The organism is Pseudidiomarina piscicola (assembly GCF_902806985.1).
GTDB lineage: Bacteria > Pseudomonadota > Gammaproteobacteria > Enterobacterales > Alteromonadaceae > Pseudidiomarina > Pseudidiomarina piscicola.
This window is the reverse complement of record NZ_CADCXY010000003.1, coordinates 221,251-244,619: the sequence shown is the minus strand read 5'-3', so window position 1 is coordinate 244,619 and position 23,369 is coordinate 221,251. Positions and strand designations below refer to the sequence as shown.

The window sequence follows — 23,369 nt, the reverse complement described above, 5'->3', positions numbered from 1 at the left end:
CTTAACGGAACGTGTTATTCGCGCTCTACACGCCGCGAAAGCCTATCAAATATGAGTAACAAGCCTTCAGCGCGAAGCCAGAAGCTAGAAATAAGGTAACAAAACACACCACAACATACCGTCAGCAACAGAATCAAATACGGATTCAATGCGAGCACACTCGCCAACAGCCCGGCTACACTACTGCCCAAAACCGCCGCGAAAACAGGCTTTACCACATCGCGTAGTTGCTCCGCAAGCGAGTAACCGACAAGCTTTTTCGAAAAGTAAGTATTTGGAAGTAAAGCCAAGAATGAAGCAATTACCTGAGACCAGACAATGCCAATAACTCCATGAGGAAGAGCTAGAAAAAGAAGGAGCAAACTCACTGTTTTCTTAAAAAGACCAACTTTAAAAACCAGATCCGAACGCCCAATAACATTTAGTAAGTTTACGTTTAACGCATGAATTGGGTAAAGCAATCCGACCACACATAACAACTGCAAATAAGGCGTTGCACCGAGCCACTTTTCATCAAACAATAAGTCAACAACCCTAAATGACAGTGCCGCCAGAAGCAGCATAATTGGTGCTATCATAAACATCATCAATTGCATGATTTGCCGATATTTATGTTTTAGTATCTGATAATCATCTTGCAAAGTTGAAAGCGCTGGAAAAGTCGCTTGTTGAACTGCGCCAGTCAACTGATGCGATATAAGGTCATTTATTTTCCGGGCAAAGAAATATAACCCTGTGATTTCAGCGCTAAAGAAGCGCCCAATAACCAATACATAAGAATTTTGGAACACAACGGAAAGTAAGCCTTCACCGAGCAAATTGCGGCCAAATGCGAAAAGTCGAGAAAAAGACTCACCTGAAAACCGCAGTTGTGGCCGCCATGAACTCGCTAACCAAAGTATCGAAGCAGATATTAAAGCTTGGCTTACCATCAACACCACCAAACTCCACACGCCCCAGTCACAATATGCCGCAGTCACAGCAAGGGTCCCCGAAAGCAACGTTGCAATCGTGTTGGCTTTCATCAGTGTTTTGAAATCCATATCGCGACTCAATATCGCAGATTGGATAATCTTTGCGGCATTAATAAAAACAATTAAGCCCATCACTTTTATGAGCGACGTGAGCTCAGGTTGGCTATAGAACGTCGCAACATAAGGCGCACTGATAAAAATCGCAGTATAAGCAAAAATGCTAATGCCTAGGTTCGTGTAAAAAACAGTGTTGAGATCTAAGACCGAAATCGACTTGCTGCGTATAACAGCCGTACCAAGCCCTGATGCGACGAACACGTTGGCGAGCTCGAAGACAACCGTCGTCATAGCAATTAAACCAAAAGCATCGGGGGCTAAAAACTTAGCCAATAATAGTAAAAAGACCGTGCTAGCCCCCTTTGAAGCAAGGAGGTTTATCATATTCCAGGCAACGCCTATGCCAATTCTTCGGTTCATTGATTTCATACTGGAGTTACTATTTCATTCTTGATATCAAAAATGCTTTTTGACCAAAAAGCTCAACCAATTTAAGTAAACTTTTAAATTGGTTTGGGAGTATCGCTATATATAAAAAGTCACCTTCTATATGTAAGTCATCATCAACAAACAAAGCTAAAACTCTCGGTGTTTTTCAAAATAGTTGCCCTTTTTTATTATTTACGCTGCCTGTTTTTAGCCTTCTTAAATGACGATTTTTCCCGGGCTCAATGCTGTTGGACCGGCCGGGCGCAGTTGCGCACGTCTCGTTGTCCGCAGCGACTTGGGTTCATTAGCGTCGCTGTTTCGGGGGGGAATTGCAATCCGAACGCCCTTTTTATTTAAGGGTATTCAAGTTAATCGAAAGAGGTGGAAGTAACATCATCGCGATACACATCAATTGTAAGTTTAAAGAGGCCGTAAACCACTTCTCCGTCAGCGAGAGATCGTCTTCGATAGTTAAGCCTTCGCGGTTGTAGTCATCAATAACGTTCAAGGTTCGTAGTAAACGCCCATCGACCAACTTGATTCATTGCGGTTAACCCGCTTAAAGCATCCGGTTTGTCGCGTCGCAGGCGGCGCTTGGGTTTGATTCGTAAGTTCAGCTCTAGCTCGCGATAAATGCGATACACGCGCTTGTGGTTCCATGGGAATCCTTTCACGTTACGCAAGTGCAAGAAGCATAAACCAAAACCCCAGCGCTTCTGCGCAGTGGTTAAGCGCAGCAACCAATCAGCAATCACAGAGTTTTCATCGCTGAGTTTGCTTTGACAGTGGTAACAGCTCTCGCTAATACCCATGCAAACACAGGCAAAACGAACGCTAATACCATGGCGTTGAATGGTAGCTAGCGCCATCTCCGAGGGTGTTCAATATTCTGTGTCAGCCAAGTTTTCATAGGTCGATGTGATCATCCAGTCGGCCTTCGAAGTGGATGGTCAGCTGTGATAGCGTCAAGCTCCAGTTTTGTACTGGATGCGACCAACGCTCAGATGCTTTTAAGATACCCGCGTACAGCAGCTTGAGCAAGCTGTTCTCGTTGGCGAAACCACCTTTGGTTTTGGTGAGTTTGCGGAACTGACGATGCACAGCCTCAACGGCATTGGTCGTATAAATGGCGGTACGCACGTAATCTGGATATTTAAAGTAGGTGGAGAGCGTGAACCATCTACTGCGCCAGGATTTGATAACAATGGGGTATTTGTCGCCCCATTTGGCTTCTAAGTCGTCCAGTGCGCTTTCGGCAGCCAATAGGGTCACTGCCTTGTACACACACTTTAAGTCGGCCATAAAGGCTTTCTGGTTTTTGCTGCCGATGTATTTCATCGAGTTACGAATTTGGTGAATGATGCAATGTTGCACCTCGGTTTTTGGGTAGATGCTTTCGATGGCTTCAGGGAAGCCTTTTAAGCCATCAACGCAGGCAATCAGGATATCTTGAACGCCGCGATTGTGTAGGTCGGTGAGCACGCTCAGCCAATGATGTGCGCCTTCCGCATCAGACAGGTACAGACCGAGCAGCTCTTTTTTACCCTCAACATTGAGGCCGAGAATGGTGTACACCGCTTTGCTAATAAAGCGGCCATTCTCTTTGATTTTATAGTGAATGGCATCGAGCCAGACGATTGGATAAACGGCTTCTAGTTGCCGCTCACGCCAGGCTTGCAGCTCCGGCAACAGTTTGTCGGTGACCGCATTGATGGTGCCGTTGGACACCGAAATACCGTACAAATCTTCAATGTGCATGCGGATATCCTGATAACTGGTGCCAAGCGAAAACAGCGCTAAGATTTTACGCTCGAGCTCATCAGTTAAATGCGTTTGATGCTTTTTCACCAACTGCGGCTCAAAGGAGCCTGCACGGTCACGCGGTGTATTGAGCTCGAAGCTGCCAGCCGGGCTGTTGACCGACTTTGACGTTGAGCCATTTTTACGGTTAGGCTGGTCTTTATCGGCAAGGTGCTCGTCAAGCTCAGCCTGCATAGCGGCTTCGGTGAGTTGCTTGATAAGTGGTGTTAGGATACCGTCTTTGCCGGTGAGGTCTTTGCCTTCACGCAATTGCTTTAAGGCGGCTTCCATATCGAAGTTTGATTTGGTCATGTGTCATCTCTTTTTTGCTTAGTTTAACGAAGTGACACAGAATTCTGAACACTACCCCATCTTCCTTGCGCTGAGATGGCTTTTCAGCTTTCCCTCAAGGGCTTCCTTGCGGATCTCAGCTTTGAGTCGCTCTTCGGCATACATTTTCTTGAGGCGTTTATTCTCGTCCTCAAGCTCTTTAAGACGCTTCATCATCGATGCGTCCATGCCACCAAACTTGGCGCGCCATTTATAAAATTGAGCAGAGCTCATACCGTGTTCACGGCAAAGCTCTGGAACGGGTACACCGTTCTCGTTTTGTTTCAGAATCGCTAAAATCTGACGGTCTGTGTATCGTGATTTGCGCATAGAAAACTCCTTCGTTTTAGTTTAACGGAATTTTCTACTTATAACTGCTCCGATTTTTCTGGGGGATTACATGACAATCGAGAGCGCTGCACCTCGTATCAATAGAACTAATTGCGACCCTTCGTAAAACACAGCTATCAGCGGAGCATTTAAAACAACAGTAAGTATACGAGCGCAGCATCTAACGCACTGTTCACGAAAAATGCCGTGTTATAATCTGTTTGGTTGATATCCGGCATCCGTATTAGAGCTCGGTCAAATCCAGATTACATTACTGGTAAACGCCAATATCAACGTTACAAAAACACCGAAACCTCTACGAGCTAACTCCTCAAAGAGGTTCCAGATAATGCCTAAAGATGTTTTTCAGCTAGGGACATAACAGAGCGAGATAAAATACCTAAATTTTTTCTTACGACTCAGTCTAGGTAATTGGAGCTTGCACATTAATAAATGTATCAAACACACATCTTCATTCTACGAGGCATCGCGAAGTATTGAGTCCCATAGACTTCTCAAGTCAGAGTCTAAATTAGGAGAGAACTCGCCAACCAAGTATTCAGCCCCAGCGATTGAAACAACCCCATTTTGAGATGAGTAGTTAATCGATTTATTATTGAACCAGCGTACGATTTGAACGAGTGAAATCACCTGCTGCAAGAAAACTCTATGCCTTAGCCGTTCGACCGATAGTGTTATATTGCGAGGTGCAGCAGCTTGAAGTAACGGTTTTCCGGTATCAATTCCCTCATCAATGAAGTGGACTGTTGACCCAATGAACATTGATCCACTATTTATTGTATCTTCAAACCCCTTTTGTCCAGGACACGCCGGCAAAATCGAGGGGTGAAAATTAATGACCCTGCCAGGGTGGGCGTTCAAGAAAATTGGAGTTAGCAACCGCGTGTAAAACGACACAAATAACTCGTTATTATTTTTCGGAAAGGCATCAAAAAGCCGTCGTGAAAAACCGGAACCTGTTTTACTCTCCAGAACTAAACTATCAATCCCATTTTCCTTGGCAAACGAAATCGCGCCGCACTTTCTATCAGATACAATTTGAATATCGTTTTCAGCGAAAAAGCCGTCATCAAAAGCACGTTTAATAACACTCCCACCTGTGGAGACAATGAATACAACTTTTATTTTTGACCTGCTTTTCATAACTTACCTTTGACTACTGACACTTAGCACTAGGAGTCTTCACTAAGTCCATTTTATCTAGCAGTTCCTTCGTGCCTTCCATACCATTAAACATAACCACATCAATGATAGATAAATGCGGAACAAACTCGGCGCATCCTTGCGAGTATCTATACGGCTGAACCTTTTGAAAGCATAGCTCGATTCCGCTCTCTGAGAAAGTATCTGAATCATACAGCTCGATTCCGCCGATGGGGTTTATATAATGAGTTGCGCCTAAAGACTCGCAGGTTGTAATAACGCGCTCTTGGGAACGCAGGGCCGGAGACACTGGCAACTCGGAAGATACTAAGACGTCAGTGTCAATTTCAAGAAGCGTATTTACTTCGTTAATTGATGAAAGAATAAACTGGAATAGGTTATCTGCTTCAAGATGCGACAAGCACTTATCAAATAAAATCATCCCTTCTTTGAAAAATGGAGCTTTTCGGTAACTTGACTCCATAGCTCGTCGTGTTTTTGTTAAATCCTTCTGTGCAGCCGCAGCTACTTTACGCTCGACGATATAGCAGCTATCAGATGCTTTTTGCAGAGGCACTGAAAAAGTCTTTGGAGAACAGTTATTCAAATAACGGTTACGATTTATCCACCCCTTCTTTGTATACTCTATCTCGTCATACACTACGAACGTATCGACATTATTGATTAACTGCCAATACCCCAAGTAGGGCAAAAAATATGGTTGCATAATCGCAACCTTTTTCTCGCTCGACATTATAAAACATCCTTTGCTAGCTTAAAGTTTTTGCGTCCTAGCTCATGAACCTTTGGTATATCAACAATAAGTCTCGCACGATAATCGTCCAAGTTCCCCCAGCACTTAGCTACTTTTTCTTTAAGATCATTAACATCACAAGGATCAGATACATACTCTTGAGCCCCTGCAACCGTTGCAAACCCCATTAGTTTATGCGCTTTAGGCTCATGGCCATAATCGATGATAACGGTAGGAACGTGCTGAGATAAACCAGCAACAGCTGCGTGAATGCGCCCACTAACCAGCATATCAAAAGACGCAACGATCGCCTTTGTTTCCCATGCATCATAAACATCATTGAGCATGAAAAAGTCCTTTGAAATAGCCCGCTCCATTAAAACGTGTTCAAGTTGTTTCATTATCGGGTAGTCTCGACCATGCTTTAACTCAAAGGGAGCTGGAGGCACGTCAAAACCATTCGAGTGTGACATTAGGCAAACACTCGCACCTAGAGTCTCAGTGATGTATTCCACTGCTTCAGCAAAAACTGTATATTCTTCGTCACCTCTTGGCCACTTATCGAAAGGACCGCTTTCAAAGTTCCATCCGCAAAGGATAAACCCGACAACAGGCTTAGTACGAGCAACCTTATCGAGGCCTTCTTTCGCCAGTAACTTCTTTACTTTATCTCCGCTAGCAGGTTCAAACATAAATGCCGGACAAGCAAGGCTATGTGTACGAGAAACATCAAATCCCCAAGATTCCAGCAAGTCTGTACTAATAGGTTCGCGGTTTGTTACTAAATCAAACTGTTTATACACAGATTTAGCAAGCTCTTTGGTTCGTTCATTTGTGAAGGGGCCGGGAGAACCAGCTAACATAACTAATGGTTTACCCAAATTCTTAACAACCTGGTCTTTCAACAATCCAACTTCAAATCTATCTTGGCCTAGGAAGTTTGCGTTATCTCCCCAGATATCACCACTGAAGTCAATAACTAAGTCGGCCCACTGGACTGCGTCCAAAAACAAAGTAGTCTCGGATAATGCGCCTGTTGACTTAAACCCTTCAGAAATTTCAATCTCTCTCTGGACCAACTCCAATTCATTATCACGCCAAGCGTAATAATGTTCCAACGGAAGGCTTTCAACCTTTTCGTCAGACTGGAATCGATCTGAAAACTGCATTGTAGTTTTGATCTTCGCATTATCAAAGGTTTTATGAAGTTCTCGAAAGAATGGCTCCATAATATAAAAGTTACCAATATTACCAAATTCCATTCGTCCCCAATGAAGAGTACACTGTCCGATTACAAGAATGTTCATAAATTACCTTTCGTATTTAACGTGATTTGTATTATTGAGCATATAAGCTCCACATCGGAGTTCGAAAGCTCACTATATAATGGTAAACAAAGGATTCGTTTTGAAATATCTCTCGATGTTTGAGATATGTGTTCGATTGATATCTCCTCCAGCTCATCTAATGACGGAGAGAAATACCTTCGAGAAAATATTTTTTGCTTAGTTAGATTTGAAATGACCTCAACACAGGTCTCTTGCGAGTCAAGCAAAATTGGTTGATATGCTCCATTCTGGCTAGTTTGTGGTTTCCAAACAGGAAATGTCACCAGCCCGTCAAGCTTTTCTTTATATTGTTCTATAATTCTCAAGCGCGAAGACAAGATACTTTCGATTTCGTCTAAGCAACACAGCCCCATTGCCGCCTGAAACTCATTCATCTTGGCATTAATACCAATACCTTCGATAGTTTCTGCTCCTGTAATCCCGAAACTAATGAGTAACTTAGCTTTTTCAAAATCTTTCTTGCGCTTAAAAACAATCGCTCCACCTTCTATGGTGTGAAACACTTTAGTTGCATGAAAGCTCAAAGTTGCAGCATCGCCCCACTTGAGCAAGCTCTCCCCTTTGTATTGCACGCCAAAAGCATGTGCTGCGTCGTAAATAACTTTTAGGTTATTTTCATTCGCAATACCCTCAATTGCCTCTACATCACAAGCATTACCGAACACATGCACAGGGATAATTGCTTTAGTCTGCGAGGTAATTGCTGGTTTGATATTGTTTGGGTCTAAACACCACGTATCAGAACCAATATCCGCAAATACCGGCTCAATCCCTTCCCACTTCAATGAACTCGAAGTGGCAACAAAAGTGAATGGCGTGGTAATTGCCTCGGCCGACCTGCCATTAACAGGTTCATTAATTTCTAGCGCACGATAGGCTATCTGCAACGCCAAAGTACCATTTGACACCAACAGTAAGTTTTCAACTCCTAGATACTCTTCTAACCGTCTTGTAAGCTCCTGAACTAAGGGGCCATTGTTGGTCAACCAATTGCGTCCATAAATACCGTCGATGTATTTGTCAAGTTTCTCGCGTGATGGCAAATAGGGTTTTGTGACAGGAATCATTTTCTTCAAACCTTTAGCCGCTGCTTCAAACTCAGCAAATATTGACCATAGCCATTCTTCGCAAGGTCTTTACCTGCTTGCTGTAGCTCACCCCAGCCAAGCCAACCTTGCAAATAGCCTATTTCCTCTAGACATGCCACTTTGTAGCCTTGACGCTTCTCGATGGTTTCAACAAACTGAGCGGCCTCGAGTAAGCTCTCATGTGTTCCAGTATCTAACCAAGCAAAACCCCGCCCAAGTAATTCGACGTTCAAGTCGCCACGATCTAAGTACGCTTGGTTAATACAGGTTATTTCTAACTCACCTCGGTCCGATGGTTTCACATTTTTCGCTATATCAACAACATCGTTGTCGTAAAAATAGAGTCCCGTAACTGCGTAATTTGATTTCGGACTCTTTGGTTTTTCATCAATAGAGATCGCACGACTATTTTCATCAAATTCAACAACTCCGAAACGCTCAGGATCTTTCACTTGATAACCAAATACCGTAGCACCGCTAACTTGCTCAGCAGCATGCTTAAGTTTCGGACTGAACCCTTGACCATAAAAAATATTATCACCAAGCACCAAACATACATTATCGTCACCAATGAACTCTTCACCAATAATGAATGCTTGCGCTAAACCATCAGGGCTCGGTTGCACTGCATAGGAAAGCTGAATACCAAACTGCGAACCATCGCCAAGCAGCTTTTTAAAGTTAGGCAAATCTTCAGGGGTAGAGATAATCAAAATCTCATTAATGCCTGCCAGCATTAAAACAGACAACGGATAGTAAATCATTGGCTTGTCGTAAATTGGCAGTAACTGCTTCGACACACCCATAGTAATAGGGTACAAACGTGTACCTGAACCACCAGCTAATACGATTCCTTTCATGAGCCTTCTCCCAATCGTTCGCGTTGATAGCTACCATCTTGTACATGTTGACACCACTCTCGGTTCGCAAGATACCATTCCACTGTCTTACGAATTCCCGACTCAAAAGTTTCTTCTGGCGTCCAATTCAATTCTTTGTCTATTTTCGCAGCATCAATAGCGTAACGTTGGTCATGCCCAGGGCGATCCGTCACATAGGTAATTAAATCTTCGTACGCATCAATTCCGCGTGGCTTGTTAGGAACTAACTCTTCGAGCAAAGCGCAAATAGTATGTACAACCTCGATGTTTTGCTTTTCATTGTGACCACCGATGTTATAGGTTTCACCAATCAAGCCCTCAGTGATAACCCGATACAAAGCCCGCGCATGGTCTTCAACAAATAGCCAGTCGCGCACTTGGTCGCCTTTGCCGTAGACTGGCAAAGCTTTACCCTCAAGCGCATTTAATATTACAAGAGGTATCAACTTCTCTGGGAAGTGATATGGACCATAATTATTCGAGCAGTTCGTTACAATTGTGGGGAAGCCGTACGTTCGTTGCCACGCTCGAACTAAATGATCAGAGCTAGCTTTACTTGCAGAATACGGTGAACTTGGTGCGTAAGAGGTCGTTTCGGTGAACAGGTCATCTGCGCCTTCAAGATCTCCGTATACTTCATCAGTTGAAATATGATGAAAGCGGAAGCTCTCTTTTCGTTGACCGTCTAGTTGAGACCAGTACTTGCGCGCGACTTCAAGCAGTGTATAGGTGCCGATAATATTGGTTTCTATAAACGCTGCAGGCCCATCAATCGAGCGATCGACATGGCTTTCTGCGGCGAGGTGCATCACAGCATCAGGCTGTTCTGCATTAAACACTCGCTCAAGAGCCGCTGCATCACAAATATCAATCTGTTCGAATCTGTAACGCTTCGATTCCGCAACTTCCTCCAAGCTTTCAAGATTACCTGCATAGGTAAGCTTATCGATATTTACTACGCTATCATTTGTATTTTCAATGATATGGCGAACAACTGCTGAGCCGATAAAGCCCGCACCGCCGGTGACAAGTATTTTCATAGTTGGAATTCTAGTGCCTTTTAAATACTGGGAAGTGTTGTGCTTATCGTATTACGCGGCGGCCGAAGTTGTTTCGGCATCACCTGAGGATAAATTCGCGGCTACTCGCTTTTATAACTGTAACCGTAGCTATAGCCGTACCCGTAGCCATAATACCCACTCGCCCGGCGCTCAACGCCATTCAAAATCACGCCACGCACGTCAGTGCCGTTTTGCGCGAAGCGGGCCACTGTGGCTTCCACTTCTTTTGCCGGGGTTTCACCAAAGCGGGCAACCAGCAGTGTGGTGCCAGCGTAACGACCAACAATAGCAGCGTCGGTTACCGCAAGTATCGGTGGCGTGTCAATAAGTACGTAGTCGTAGTATTCGTTTACTTTATCGAGCATTTTTTCCATGCGCGGATGCATCAGTAGCTCTGATGGGTTCGGCGCTGCCGTACCGCGGGAAATAAAATGCATGTTCTCAACTTTGGTTTTGTGAATAATGGTCGCTAGGTTGTTTTTATCTACCGGACCACCGTCCACGCTCTTATCAACGCTTGCCAGAAAATCTGACAAGCCGTAGTTATTCTCAACACCCACCGAGGCGTGCATGTAACCACGGCGAATATCGCCGTCGATCACCAGCACTTTTTGTCCGGCTTGGGCTAATACCGCAGCTAGGTTCATGGTCACAAAGCTTTTACCCACGCCAGGCGCTGGCCCTGAAATCATAATGGTTTTGTTTTGTGCTTCTAGCATCGCAAAGTGCAAGCTCGTGCGCAGGCCACGTAGGGCTTCGATGGCAAGGTCGGCCGGGTCTTCGAGGGCCAAGAATGGCAGGTCTGCCGCTTTCTTGGTGCGACCCACGAGGGTTGCCAGCTTGCCGTTTAAATCTTCTTGCACCGGCGACAAGGGCACCGAGGCATACACGTTAATTCCCAGTGCTTCGAGCTGCTCAGGTGCCTCCACACCGCGGTTAAGGGCGGCCATTAAGAACACATAACCAACGCTCACCATTCCGCCGAGCATGGTGGCAAGCACTACAATTAGGCTTTTCTTCGGTGCCACGGCTTGTGGGTTAGTCACGGCTTCATCAAGAATACGTACATTGCCCACGGTACCGGCTTTCAACACGTTGAGCTCTTGCATGCGATTGAGTAGCTGTACGTAGATTTCTTGCGACACTTCTACGTCACGGGCTAAGCGCAATACTTCTTGTTGAGTCTCAGGCAGGTTGCCTACTTGGTCGTTAATTTGCTGCTGTTCTTGTTGCAACTGAGCTTTTTGCTCAAGCAACGACTGATAAGTGGGGTGTTCTTTGGTGTATAAGCGCGAGAGTTCTTTTTCTTTTAGCTCTAGCTCGTTTAGTTTTTTCTCAATTTCCACCACCCGCGCCAGAATGCTCTCAGTCTCAATAGATAGGTCAACTGACTGACTTTGGAGCCGATATTGGTTCAATTGATTCTCTGCGGCGGTCAAATTAGCCTTAACTGTCGGCATTTCTTGTTCAATAAAGCTTAGGCTGTTTTCCGCTTCGGCAGCATTACGGCGAATATTTTGCAGCATGTATTCTTGTGCCACTGCGCCAAGTACGTCTTCGGCGTAGGCTTTGTCGGTACTTTGGAAGCTTGCACTTAAAATACCCGTTTGTTTGCCGCGCTCGCTTACCGAAAGCCCTGCTTGAATGTCGCGAATCACTCTTAAACGATTGGCTTTAACCAGAGTAAAGCTATCAGTATCTGTTAACACCGCATCGTTGATCATCAGTTCAAAACCGTCGATCACGGCGAGCTGCCCTACTTTACCGGCAAGCACCAGCTCGCCTGCTTCGTCAAACACTTCGTAGGTTGCGCCGTTTTCGGCGAACTCAAGCTCAAGGGCTTGGCCTTCATAGCCTTGCGGTACTTTAAAGCTGGTAATCGAGAGCTTGTCTTGGCCTGGGGTGCGCCGTGCCAGCCACTCACCGATAATAGGCATATAATCAGGGGTCACGCGATTGGTTAATTGTAGTTGGTCAACCACGGCACCCACTACCATGCGTGATTTCATGATTTCGATTTCAGTGGCGGCTTGGCTTTCGCTGGTGAACATTTCACCGAACTCGCCGCCTAGGGCCGGTAAGCCACTCGATTTTTCTTCCACTTGTAACAAAGCATCGGCCTGATACACCGGTGTGCTTAACACGGCATACACCACACCGAACACCATAAACACAAAGGTAACACTGATAATCAGCCAGCGGCGGTCTATCAGCAGGCCAAACAAACGGCCTAAATCGATCTCGTCATCGTCATGGCGGTCGACTTTGGCTTCCGGCTTGGGTGTGTTCACAGTTTTGTTTTCCATTCGTTACAACTCTTCTCGATAAGTTCAAAAACGTGTTGATAGACCTCGTCGCTACGCTTAAACGGGTCTGGAATTTCTTTTTTGTTCAGCCAATGGCCTAACAGCATGGTTTTGGCTAAGGCTTCAGGATAACGCTGGCCAATATAATTGCGCTGTTCGTTGTCCATCACCAGAATCAGGTCGTGGTTAGCAACAAGCTCGCGGTTCAGCTGCTGAGCGCGGTGCTCAGCAAAGCTATAGCCGTTGGCTTCAGCGATGGCCCGCGCTTTTGCGTCCATTTCCCACGCTTTACCGTCGCGCACCATGGCGGTAATGCCGGCGCTGTCGACGTGTTTGTTGGGTAGGGCTTGTTGCAGCATGAATTTGGCGGTCGGGCTACGGCAGATGTTGCCGAGGCAAACGACGATGATGCGTTCGAACATTGCGTGTGGTTTTGACCTTGTTAATTCTTTGAGATTAAAAGCGATGTTCGCTATTCGCTGTTTGCTGTTCGAAAAACAAACATCGAACAGCAAACATCAAACATCAAACTTTAATTTCCTACGTCGTCGCTGAAGCGGCCTAGGCTGTAGAGCCCTGTTACGGATGGTAACAGCTGGCTGATCACGCGGTTCCAGCGGCTGATCGGTGCGGCGGTAACGTATACGATGTCGCGTTGTTGTAGCTCAAATTGTTCCGCCATAACAAGGGCGACGGCGTTTTCGGCGTTCAGTTGGTATACCTTTGCGATTTTGCCTGAGTCGGCTTCGGCAGCGCGGATCACGAAGATACCTGCGGCATCGGCGCTCACTTCTTGCCAACCACCGGCGTCGGCTAAGGCTTCAGCAAGGCTCATGCCGGCTTGGCCCATCATATACGATTTCGGTTGGCGCACTTCGCCAAGTACAAACACTTTGTTGTCGTCGTTACGGGCGACGTGCACCACGTCGTTGGTTTGCAATAAGATGTTCTGGTCGGTGTTACCTGACTGGTACAGCTCACGCAGGTTAAAGCTTTGGGCGTTGTTGCCGCGGGTCAGGGTCACTTGGTTCCAGTTGGCGGCTTCGCTGAGGCCACCGGCGGCGTTCACCGCTTCAATCAGGGTCATCGGCACGTTCGTCACAGGCACTGTGCCTGGCTTATTCACGGCGCCGGTTACGTACACCCGTTGGCTACGGAAGGCGGCCACGGTCACGTCCACTTGTGGGCTTTCAATGTACTTGGCTAAGCGTTTGGTAATTTCGTCACGAATGGTGGTGACTTTTTTGCCGGCCACTTTAATTTCGCCAATGTACGGGTAAAAAATCGTGCCATCGTTGTGTACCCAGTTACCAGCTTCTTGGGCGCTACGCATTGAGCCAGCAGGAATGGTGAGTTCTGGGTGGTTCCACACGGTAATGGTCAGCACGTCGCCACGGCCTACGGTGTAGTCGTAGTTATTACGTGCTTGTTCAAGCGCGGTGTTTAATTGCGGCTGGGTTGGCTTGGTTGCCAGCTCGTTTAGCAGCATCGGCGAGATCTGGTAGGTGTCGACCAATTTGCTCAGCTCAGCTTCGCTGAATTCTTGTTCGTAGGCGTTGCGATTGTCGTCGCTGAACAGGCCACCACTACTATTGTCGGGAATATGACCGCCCGGTGCCATTGCGCATCCGCCTAACAGTAAGGCGATAAGTGAGACTACAGTGAGTTTCGTTTTCATGGTTAGGGTTCCTGTTTAGTTCTGCCCAGGGTGGAAGCCACGAGCTTCGGTGGTCCGATAAAGGTTAATGCTTCTGTTTAACATTTGTCCACCGTCGCGAGTAATCGGCTGCCAACCTACGGTGCCGCGCGCTAACGTATGACGCACAAAGAACAGATCGAATGGAATACTAATGTAAAAGCCTTTGGTAAAGCCGCCTTCGCCGTAGTCTTCCCGTGACACATTGGTCAGTGCGGCATAAGCACCGGCGCGAACGCCCGAGGCAAAGCGGTGTGAAAAGTCGACTTGTACGCCTTCATCGCCGGCCAAGAAGCGTCCTGCTTGTACTTTGATCAAGCTGTCGGGCAGTACTTCGGGCTGCCAGTACACACTGGCGTGGCCGGTGAGCACGTCGTAATCTTCAAAACTGAAACTGTTATCGGGGTCGCGCTGCTGTACGTAGTTTAAGTCGAAGCCGTAGGCCACGCGGCTATTCAGCGGACGATATAAGATCTCAGCACCAACACCGCCGAACATGCGCTCAAGATAGCCGCCGTACAGGGCGTAATAGGTGTTGTTGTTCAACTGATTGCTGTACACCAACTGGGCGTTTTGTAGCCATAAGCTTTGGTTGTCGGCATACTCACGAATACGGGTGCGTACGCGTGGCAGAGGGTTGTCGAGGTTATCGACTAAGAAGTTAAACTTGTCGTAGTTGTTGACGATATTTAAGCCCAGGCTGCCGCTGACTCTTAAGTTATCGCTGAAGCTATAGTCGCCGTTGGCCATGAGCGCCAATTGATACAGGTAGAAGTCTTCGGGGCCGCCGAAGGCTTGGCTGAGTTTGGGCGTGAGGCTGTAGCTGCCGGCGCTGCTTGTTTGTTTGGGGTCGCTTTCGTGGTGGCTTGTGCTTTCGTTATCGTTGTGGCTTGGGCGGACGTTATGGCTCGGGCGCACGTTGCTTAGCGTGATGGCGTCGTGTTCGTCGCGGAAGAAGCGTTCGCTGCGCGCAGCCGACTTGTAGTACGGCGCGTTAATGTTGTATTGCACGATGCCCAAGCCGTCTTTGAATTCGGCGATTTCGTAGCGCTTGATGTCTTCGGGCAGTTCGTTGCTGAGTATGCGCGCGGCTTTGTCTACGGCAACTTCGCGTTCGCGGTAGCGGGTTTGTTCGGTGTACAGGGTCACCCGCTCGTCAGTGGCTTCGATGTGTTGTACGCGGAAGCCGCTTTCGTTTAATAGGTCTTGGCTTAAGCGCTGTATGTCTAGGTCGTTAAAGCCTTGAGCGCGGCTTTCTTTGGCACGGCGTTTGGCCGGCTCAGTTTTGGTTTGATACGCGGTGGCCAGGTTGTAGCGCAGGCTGAACCCGAAGGTCATGGTGTTGCCGCGCTGATAGCCAAGCTTTAAGTTTACGTTTTGGTTTAAGGCGTATTCGGCGCCGAAGTTCCAGAAGCTGTCTTGGACGATTTCGCGTGGGTTTTCTGGATCAATGGGGTTCGAGCGACGTTCGCTTTGGTAGTCGTTCGGATCGTACTCGGCTTTGAGTCGCAAGCCTTCAAGAGGTGTGCGCCATTCAATACCGCCGAAAGTGGCCGCTGGGCCTTTGAACATTTTGTCCCATTCAACATCGCCACCGCCTGGCTTGGTGCCGCGTTTGCGGGTACAGAACTCGTCGGTGATTTCGCAAAACGGGTTATACGAGTTGTCGCGGCGGCCTAAATAGCCAAAACCTAAGCCTAGATGCACATCGAAGGTGCCCAGGCGTTCGGTGGCCCAGGCTTTGCTGGCGACGAAGTATTCACCGCCGAATAAGCCGGTGCCGCCTAAATCTTGGAAGCCGACGGCCACTTCTGGCAGCCATTTTGATTCTTGTAACAGACGCAGCTTAACGTCGAAGCCTTTGTCTTTGAGGGTTTGATCGCCGCTGAAGCTTTGGTCGTCCGAGTAACGGTAATAGCGCAAATCGGTGTAGCGAGCGGTGGCTTCTAGCCAATCAAACAATTGTAGCGACAAGGCGGTGCGACGGTAATCGTCGGTGTCGCTGTACGACACGCTTAAATGGCCTTCGCTGTTCATGCGGGCTGTGGGCGTTTGCAATAGGCCAACGGCGCCGAAATCACTGCTGGTGTATGGGTCTGCTTCTTGCGCTTGCTGCGCCATGGCCGGTAGTTGGGCTTGGGCTGCTAGTGCTAGTGTGGCGGTGGCTAGCGTTAGGCGGCGTTTTAGGTTTCGTTTTACGCTGAGGCGTTTTAGGTTTAGGAGCTGGGGCATTAGTTGCGGGCTCCTTTTTGTGGCGGCTCTTGGCCTTGCTGGCGGCTTGGCTGGGCGCTTGGCTGGGCGCTTGGCTGGGCGTAGTTCCAGTGTTGTAGGAACATGGCCAGCTGCGCGTTGATATCGCGGAAGCCTTTCGGTAATTCGGCTTCGTTAATGCCCACAAATAACAACCCAGGGTCGTTTTCGCTTACGCCAAAGTCTTGTTGCCAGCTAAGCCCTAGCGCGGCAGCCCTTTCTAGCCGGCGGATAGCACCGTTTGGCGCGATGTGCCACGCCACCTTCGCAGAGGGGGCTGCCCCCCCTACTATTTGCAGATTTTGGCTACGCCCCGGTGCGGCAAATTCGTAGGTTTCGTCGGCATCGTGCGGGTTCAGCTTCGGGTTCTCTTCTAATGTGGTTTGCATCAGCGCCGGTGTCAGGCCGTGCTTGTAGCTGGCTCTAAGGGGCCAGCTTTGAAATTGCTTGATGAGCTCGCGCGCTTGGGCTTCGAGCTCTGGCTGTTGGTCGTGTGTGTACACTTGGGCCAGCATGCGCAAGCGTTTGAGCATGCCAGCGCGACGGCGTTCAAAGCGCTCGTCGAGGCTATCGCTGTAAATACGTGCGCCTAGCCAGTAGGTATCTGGGTAAAACTGATTCGGCAGTGCGCTCACGAAGTCGTTTAAGCGCGGCACTTGGTTGCCGTTGATGGTTTGTACCGGCATGCCGATCAATGCGTTTTTGCTTTCGCCGCGCGGTGCGTTGGGGCCTGCCAGGTTAACCATATCGAGGGTCACGTAGCCGTGTTTCGGGCTAAGCCACTGGCGGCTGCTGATCACGTATTCGCCGTTGCTGCTGAGCTCGAAGCTGTTGGTGAAGCTATGTTGTTCTACCTGCTCACCGGCGATGGTGCGTGTGGCTTCGCCTTCTTCAATCAGGGTGTTGCCCGTACGGCGCAGCTGCGAGGTTAGGCTGAAGCTGACGATTTCGTATTCCGGTTGGTGGGCATTGAAGTGCTCTACCGGCCGGTGAATTTGAATGCTGCGTTGCCAGCTGGTTGGGCATTGCTGGGTGCTTTGGTTGTTGTTTTGGTTGTTGCTTTTGCTTAGGTGGCAGCTGAGCGGGTCGCTTGCCAGGTTACCGCTGTGCACCAAGTTTTCGCGTTTCAATGCGGCGGTACGTATTACGCGGCCTTGCCAGCGTACCAGAGCTTCGTTACCTGCCGAGTACCAATACTGGCCATGGGTGCCGGTGGCGCCAAGCACTAAAATGCTGCGCGGCTCGTCGTCGAACTCCACGTAGCTTACCGGATAAGGTAATTGACTGAGTTCCGAGCGCGGCGGCGCTTCGGGCGCTTCGCCAAACAATAAGTCTAACGACCGCCATAGGGCTGTCGCTTCATTATTTGGATCGAGATTCGAGTCGAGATTCGGATCGAGGTTCGAGTCGACTTGGCTGCTTTGCGGTTGGTTGCTTGCTTGGTTGCTACCGGTTAGATCGCTAAAGACAGAGCATCCCGACATCCCGCTGCTTAGTGCAAGAATCGTCGAGGTCAGCAAACCTACACGTATCGAACGATGTGTGCGGGACATTGGCTGGCGTATTATTTTTATCGTTTTGCCAAAAGGAAAAGCCGACTTCGCAGCCGGCTTTTAACTTTCAATTTCTTAGTTATTTGTAACTGTTGTTGGCGTGTCGTCATCGTCGCTCGTTGCAACAACTACAACGGTTCCGACTACGATGGCACCAGCTACGAGCGTTGCGGTAGTGATTGACGTACCACCGATCGTAGTCACGGTTTCAGCAGGCTGACCAGATACAACTGGCTGAGGAGCTGGTTTTGGCTCTGGCTTCGGCTCTGGGTTTGCAACAGCTGATGCGCTAAATGCCAATGCAGCTGCGGCTGCAATAGTTGTTAATGCTTTCATGTGTAAGCTCCTTAATTAATGCTTTAAATTGCGTGTTTCGCGTCCTTACGCTCTCACGCCTAGTTATAGCAGTTGAAGAATAAATGAACAAGCGAAATTCGAGTGGTTTGATGTGTGCTCGTTTTGTGCTCGCTGTGTGCGGGCTTTGTGCGGGCTCTTTAGGCACGCTACCGCCCCTAGGGTTGCCGCTCCTAAATGCGCTCCGCCTCCGCGGATGTACTACTTTTCCCTGCGCTCGTGCTTATTTCTAGCACTGCCCCGCCTCCTGGCGTGACATTTACATATTCTTAACGCTGAACCTCGGTAAGGTCGAACCCTGCGCGCACTTGCTTATGCAAGAAATCGAGCAGAACAATACAGCGTGACTCCCCGTCGAGCTTGATGATCTCGGCAATTAAACCTTTAAAGGGGCCTTCGAGGATGTGCACCTTATCACCCACCTGCGGCACAGCATGTCGCTGTAACTCTTTGATTTCAGGTGAATCGCCATCAAGCGCTAACAAATTTTGTACAAGCTCACCTGAAATCTGTGCAGGCGAAGTGCCGAATTGTAGCACTTTCGAAACCCCAAAGGTACTCCGAATCTTATAAAATTTGTCAGCGTAATTGGAAAGCTTTACGAAAATATAACCTGGGAAGAGCGGTTCACGAACCTTAGTGCGCTTGCCACGACGAATACGCTCCAGCGTGATCATCGGCAACGCCGCTTCGATGCCCTGGTTCTCGAGGTTCGCCTGTGCACGCAGCTCCTGCCGAGGCTTCGCCTGCACCACATACCACCTTTCGAGCCCCTGCTCCGACATCTCACATTCCCTTCGTTTCAACCGACCCGACATTTTACACCGCTCCCCCGCAAAGTAAACCACCAGAGGGGGCAGCCCTTACATTGTAAAGACACTTCCACCAGAGGGGGCAGCCCCTACATTGTAAGGAGAGTTTTTCGAGGGGGGCTGCCCCCTCTGCAAATTATGTGTCTATACTGTCAATAACCTACATAATTAGAACAATAACTGAGGTGCCGGTTGGCTAAATCCTACCAAGAACATTTTGAGCAGCGCGGATCCGCGTACGACCGCGCTATGCTGCGGTTTCCCGAGGCGCGTCGGCAAGAATTTGAGCAGGTGATTGCCGCCGGTCGATTGGCCCCAGGCATGAAAATTGCCGATGTACCCGCCGGCGGTGCCTATTTATGCGCCTTTCTGCCACCGGGGTGTGAGTACCAAGCGCACGAGCCCTGTGCGAGTTTCACTAATCACGGACAGGGGGGGCAGCCCTTACAATGTAAAGATGATTTCAGCAGGGGGGCTGCCCCCTCTGAAAAAGGGGACGGTGCGCAAGGGGGGCTGCCCCTTCTGCCGTTGCCGTGGGCGGATGATGAAATTGATGTCGCGATAAGCTTAGCTGGGGTGCATCATTTGGCTGACAAGCGGCCGTTGTTCCGTGAGCTAAAGCGAGTGATTAAGCCGGGCGGGCGGTTGGCGCTTTCTGATGTAGCCAAAGGCTCGAAGGTGGCGACATTCCTCGATGGTTATGTGGGCGACTTCAACAGTACCGGCCACGATGGCATCTTTCTCGACCGATCAACATTGCAAGATCTTGAAAGCGCAGGCTTTGTTATTGAGCAGCGTCACCTGAACGACTTCCACTGGACGTTCGCAAACCGCGACGACATGGCCACGTTCTGCCACGAGCTCTTCGACTTGCAGAAGTCGAACGTGGCCGACACTCAACGCGCAATAGAGCAGCAACTCGGCGTCACCGATTATCCCGACGGCACGGTCGGCATGGCCTGGCAACTAATGACCATTTCGGCGGTGGTGACCGATGAATAATTCCGCGCAGTATTTGCAGGCAGGTCCTTTTCACTACTTTCCGGGATATCTTAAGCAGCGCCGTCAGCCCTGCATGATGGTCACGATGCAACCCACCGCCAAGCTCAAAGAAGCGACGCAAACCCCTAAGGTACTAGCGTTTTTTAAATGGTGGATGACGGAGCTCTATGCCGATTCGAACACCACAGCCACACCCGACGAGTTGCAACACTGGCCCGCCCTCGCCCAACACATTGCCGAGGCGACACGGGCGCTGCTCACTTATTTGGGGTTCCCGCTGCTCGATGCGTCTTCCATTGAGCCGCCGCCTCGCGGTGCCCAAGCGCCCTGGACAAAGGTGCCATTGCCCATTCCTCATTGCGAGCCAAGCCTTGTGGTCGACGCTTGGCAACTCACCGTTGCGTCGTTGAATCACGCCCTGCAAACCGGCAAGCACGATACCCACCGGCTGCAGCAACAGCTCGAGAAACTGAAAGAGGCGAGCCGGTTCAGCGTTAGCCCGCTGTTGCTCAACGCCGCGTACCAACTCGACCTACCCGTGACGCCGCTGCATGGCATGCTTACCCAGTTTGGCCAGGGTGTAAAAGCAAGCTGGCTTGAGCACACCTCGACCGAGCACACACCAAGCCTCGCGGTGCGTACCGCCCGCGACAAACAAGCGGCGGCCATACGGTTGCGGCAGGCGGGCTTGCCGACGGCGCCTCACCATGAAGTCACGAATCAACAAGATGCTCTACAGGCCGCACAGGCCTTGGGCTATCCTGTTGTGGTTAAACCGCTAAACCTCGACGGCGGCGTCGGTGTTGCGGCCAACCTGCAGAACCCGCAGGAGGTTACGGCCGCGTACGCCATTGCGCACAAACATTCACCGCGTGTGCTGCTTGAAAAACACGTCATCGGCCATGATTTTCGCCTGACGGTGCTCGACAATGCGATGGTGTGGGCGGTGCAGCGAGTTCCAGCTGGCGTCACCGGCGACGGCACGCAAACCATCGAACAGCTTATTGCCGAAGAGAATCAAACGGATCAACGCCGCCCAGGGATACAGCAAACCTTGCAGCCGCTGACGGTCAATAGCGAAGCCACGCAACTGCTGCAATCGCAGGGGCATAAGCTCACGGCGGTGCCGGCCAAGGGTCAGTTTATTACGCTACGGCGGACAGCGAATGTCGCCAATGGCGGGCGCCCTGTGGTGGTCACCGCGCAGGTGCATCCCGATAACGTCACGCTCGCAACCCGTGCCGCGCAGGCCTTGCGCCTTGATTTAGCCGGCGTTGATCTCATTATTCCGGATATTTCACGGTCGTGGCGCGAACCCAACAATCGAGGCGTGATTTGCGAAGTCAATGCCCAGCCTGATCTTGGCTCCACCACCGCCGGGCATTTGTACCCCTTGCTGTTGCAAAAACGCGTACAAGGAAATGGTCGAATTCCGGTGGTCGTGATTGCCGGCGACGCGTCCAGCACCGTGTTCGACGATGTTTGTCGCGAGCTTCGTACTGAAGGTGCCGAGCACATCGGCTGGTGCCGACCCAGTCAAGCCGGCATCAACGAAGAGACCTTGAGTACCGCGCGCTCGCTGTTCGCCAACGCCATGATGCTGCTCACCACTCCCACCGTTGATGCGCTCGTGCTGAACATTACCGACGACGAGCCGCTCAAGCGAGGCCTCCCCTGCGACCGCATCGACCGCGTTATCCTCAGCGAGCATCACCAAAACCTACACCCGCTTGTACGAGATATGCTGAAAGTTTAGGGGGGGCAGCCCCCCTGCGGAAAACGTCTTTACATTGTAAGGGCTGCCCCCTCTGGTGGAATGGTCTTTACATTGTAAGGGCTGCCCCCTCTGGGGGTTACCAGCGGAGTTCGAAGGTGGCGATGAGGTTGCCGAATTGGTCTTTGCGGCCGGTTTGGTAGGTGTCTTGCCAGGCTTGTAGGCCGAGTTCGATGAGGGCGTTGCCGATGGGGTAGAACACGGCGGCTTCGAATTGTTCGATGCGGGCGATGCCGGGGCGGTACTCAGGCAGTAGTTCGAAGCGTGGGGCGCGGCCGAAGTTGTTATGCTGCCGGCGGATGCGGGTGTCTTGGATGCGGAAGTCCCAGCCGAGGCCGCTGTTGCGGAACGAGGCATAACCAATGGTGGTGAGGCTGCGCAGGTCGCTGCGGTCGTGTTCGGCGTAGATGCGTGACAGCTGCGCGGGTTCGGCGAAGCTCCAGTCGAGGCCTACCATGTGGCCGTTGCCGCGTACGTCGCCCATGCTGTAAGGCCCCGTTACTTCATGTTCACTAACGCTGCCGTAAAAATTAAACTGGTAGGGTAAGGTGAGTCGTGCGTCGAACACGAGGTTTTGTGCTTCGTCGTAACCCAGTTCGGAGGCGGTGTAATGCAGGCCCAGCTCGATAAGTTCATGGGCGCGCCAACCTAGGCGTGCGCCATAAGCGTTTTCACGGCGCCATAAGTCGGTGCTGGGGTCCACCAGAAACTGTTCTTCACTTTCGCCATAGAACGCGGTGAAACTTAACGCAGCGTACGCCGAAGCCGACGAAGTCGGTGAATACACCGCACGTACACTTCGTAGCGGCAAGGTACTGACGGTATGCAAGCCGTCTTGCGCAGAACCTGGTGACCACCAAGTATGCAGCTGATCGACACTTAACACCCAGTCGCCGGCCATAGCTGCTGCGTAGCTGCCCTGCCATGATAGGTTTTCGGTGCGCACTCTCGGGTTCAGGCTCAAAGAGCTGTCGCGGTAGGTGGTGCGAATACGCCCTGCCACCGAATCACCGATGCGCTCGTGGGTAACTGCAACCGAGGCTTTGCCTTCCATGGGGCGGTTGTAGCTTGGTTGAGCCCCGGTATCGGTGACGCCGGCGACGCGCACCGAGGTATAGGCGCTGCCCTTGTGATAGCTCAACAAGGCCATTAATTTGTAATAGGCGACCTGCTGTAAGTCAGAAAGCTGCTGTGGGTCAAGGGCTGATAAGTCTGCTAAAAGCGGTCGCCACATTACCGGGAAGGTGGTCACCGGTGCGCTCAACAGACCGGCATCGGCCAGCACTTGCAGCGAGTGGCGCACATGTAGCTCTTCGGCATCAAGCCAAGGGGTCGCAGAAACGTGAACGCTGCTCAGTGTCAGCGTCAGTGCCACAGCAAAGGTTGCAAACGCGCGCCGCCCACA

At 50.0% G+C, this 23,369-nt stretch carries 18 protein-coding genes and 2 pseudogenes; 2 read left to right on the top strand and 18 right to left on the bottom strand.

Features of this window, described 5'->3' with window-relative positions:
• Positions 1 to 14: 14 nt before the first annotated feature.
• The 17 genes and pseudogenes from PSI9734_RS08065 to rfaH all read right to left on the bottom strand — a co-directional run bounded on the left by PSI9734_RS08065 (position 15) and on the right by rfaH (position 19,161).
• The gene (locus tag PSI9734_RS08065) at positions 15 to 1,460 is read right to left on the bottom strand and encodes a lipopolysaccharide biosynthesis protein (protein WP_173920597.1); all 1,446 of its coding nucleotides are present in this window, start codon (positions 1,458 to 1,460) and stop codon (positions 15 to 17) included.
• A 448-nt stretch (positions 1,461 to 1,908) separates the two neighbouring features.
• A pseudogene (locus PSI9734_RS08060) lies at positions 1,909 to 2,332 on the bottom strand (transposase family protein); the annotation flags it as partial.
• 34 nt (positions 2,333 to 2,366) lie between these two features.
• On the bottom strand, positions 2,367 to 3,572 hold the full coding sequence (locus PSI9734_RS08055) for an IS256 family transposase (protein WP_173920596.1): 1,206 nt from the start codon (positions 3,570 to 3,572) through the stop codon (positions 2,367 to 2,369).
• A 57-nt stretch (positions 3,573 to 3,629) separates the two neighbouring features.
• Positions 3,630 to 3,920 (bottom strand): annotated as a pseudogene (locus tag PSI9734_RS08050) (transposase); the annotation flags it as partial.
• Positions 3,921 to 4,397: 477 nt separating this feature from the next.
• On the bottom strand, positions 4,398 to 5,084 hold the full coding sequence (purN, locus tag PSI9734_RS08045) for a phosphoribosylglycinamide formyltransferase (RefSeq protein WP_173920595.1): 687 nt from the start codon (positions 5,082 to 5,084) through the stop codon (positions 4,398 to 4,400).
• A 13-nt stretch (positions 5,085 to 5,097) separates the two neighbouring features.
• Positions 5,098 to 5,838: a WbqC family protein gene (locus PSI9734_RS08040; protein WP_173920594.1), complete on the bottom strand. Its 741-nt coding sequence runs from the start codon at positions 5,836 to 5,838 to the stop codon at positions 5,098 to 5,100.
• Entirely contained in the window at positions 5,838 to 7,145 is a 1,308-nt protein-coding gene (locus PSI9734_RS08035; RefSeq protein ID WP_173920593.1) for a polysaccharide pyruvyl transferase family protein, read from the bottom strand. Before PSI9734_RS08035 ends, PSI9734_RS08040 begins: the two co-directional genes overlap by 1 nt.
• The gene (locus tag PSI9734_RS08030; protein ID WP_173920592.1) at positions 7,142 to 8,254 is read right to left on the bottom strand and encodes a DegT/DnrJ/EryC1/StrS family aminotransferase; all 1,113 of its coding nucleotides are present in this window, start codon (positions 8,252 to 8,254) and stop codon (positions 7,142 to 7,144) included. Before PSI9734_RS08030 ends, PSI9734_RS08035 begins: the two co-directional genes overlap by 4 nt.
• A gap of 5 nt (positions 8,255 to 8,259) precedes the next feature.
• Positions 8,260 to 9,135: a glucose-1-phosphate thymidylyltransferase RfbA gene (gene rfbA / locus PSI9734_RS08025; protein ID WP_173920591.1), complete on the bottom strand. Its 876-nt coding sequence runs from the start codon at positions 9,133 to 9,135 to the stop codon at positions 8,260 to 8,262.
• Positions 9,132 to 10,196, bottom strand: coding sequence for a dTDP-glucose 4,6-dehydratase (gene rfbB, locus PSI9734_RS08020; protein ID WP_173920590.1), 1,065 nt, complete (start codon positions 10,194 to 10,196; stop codon positions 9,132 to 9,134). Before rfbB ends, rfbA begins: the two co-directional genes overlap by 4 nt.
• Before the next feature lie 101 nt (positions 10,197 to 10,297).
• Entirely contained in the window at positions 10,298 to 12,523 is a 2,226-nt protein-coding gene (locus PSI9734_RS08015) for a polysaccharide biosynthesis tyrosine autokinase (RefSeq protein WP_173920589.1), read from the bottom strand.
• Positions 12,505 to 12,945 (bottom strand): low molecular weight protein-tyrosine-phosphatase, encoded by a 441-nt coding sequence (locus tag PSI9734_RS08010; protein ID WP_173920588.1) that lies wholly within the window; start codon positions 12,943 to 12,945, stop codon positions 12,505 to 12,507. The genes PSI9734_RS08015 and PSI9734_RS08010 overlap by 19 nt, the downstream gene beginning before the upstream one ends.
• Before the next feature lie 110 nt (positions 12,946 to 13,055).
• Positions 13,056 to 14,201 carry a polysaccharide export protein gene (locus tag PSI9734_RS08005; RefSeq protein WP_173920587.1) on the bottom strand — a complete coding sequence of 382 codons (1,146 nt, stop codon included), beginning with the start codon at positions 14,199 to 14,201 and terminating at the stop codon, positions 13,056 to 13,058.
• 15 nt (positions 14,202 to 14,216) lie between these two features.
• On the bottom strand, positions 14,217 to 16,451 hold the full coding sequence (locus tag PSI9734_RS08000; RefSeq protein ID WP_246194827.1) for a YjbH domain-containing protein: 2,235 nt from the start codon (positions 16,449 to 16,451) through the stop codon (positions 14,217 to 14,219).
• A complete protein-coding gene (locus PSI9734_RS07995) occupies positions 16,451 to 18,022 on the bottom strand; it encodes a YjbF family lipoprotein (RefSeq protein WP_173920586.1) in 1,572 nt (523 codons plus the stop codon). Before PSI9734_RS07995 ends, PSI9734_RS08000 begins: the two co-directional genes overlap by 1 nt.
• Positions 18,023 to 18,097: 75 nt before the next feature.
• On the bottom strand, positions 18,098 to 18,358 hold the full coding sequence (locus PSI9734_RS07990; protein ID WP_173920585.1) for a hypothetical protein: 261 nt from the start codon (positions 18,356 to 18,358) through the stop codon (positions 18,098 to 18,100).
• Between the two features lie 287 nt (positions 18,359 to 18,645).
• The gene (rfaH, locus tag PSI9734_RS07985; RefSeq protein WP_173920584.1) at positions 18,646 to 19,161 is read right to left on the bottom strand and encodes a transcription/translation regulatory transformer protein RfaH; all 516 of its coding nucleotides are present in this window, start codon (positions 19,159 to 19,161) and stop codon (positions 18,646 to 18,648) included.
• Positions 19,162 to 19,380: 219 nt separating this feature from the next.
• On the opposite strand from rfaH, the gene PSI9734_RS07980 reads away from it, so the two are divergent.
• Complete coding sequence (locus PSI9734_RS07980) at positions 19,381 to 20,190, top strand: class I SAM-dependent methyltransferase (RefSeq protein WP_217420770.1); 810 nt, start codon at positions 19,381 to 19,383, stop codon at positions 20,188 to 20,190.
• A complete protein-coding gene (locus PSI9734_RS07975; protein WP_173920583.1) occupies positions 20,183 to 21,946 on the top strand; it encodes an ATP-binding protein in 1,764 nt (587 codons plus the stop codon). Before PSI9734_RS07980 ends, PSI9734_RS07975 begins: the two co-directional genes overlap by 8 nt.
• A gap of 97 nt (positions 21,947 to 22,043) precedes the next feature.
• Here PSI9734_RS07975 and PSI9734_RS07970 read toward each other — a convergent pair whose 3' ends face one another.
• The gene (locus tag PSI9734_RS07970; protein WP_173920582.1) at positions 22,044 to 23,339 is read right to left on the bottom strand and encodes a hypothetical protein; all 1,296 of its coding nucleotides are present in this window, start codon (positions 23,337 to 23,339) and stop codon (positions 22,044 to 22,046) included.
• Between the last annotated feature and the right edge of the window lie 30 nt (positions 23,340 to 23,369).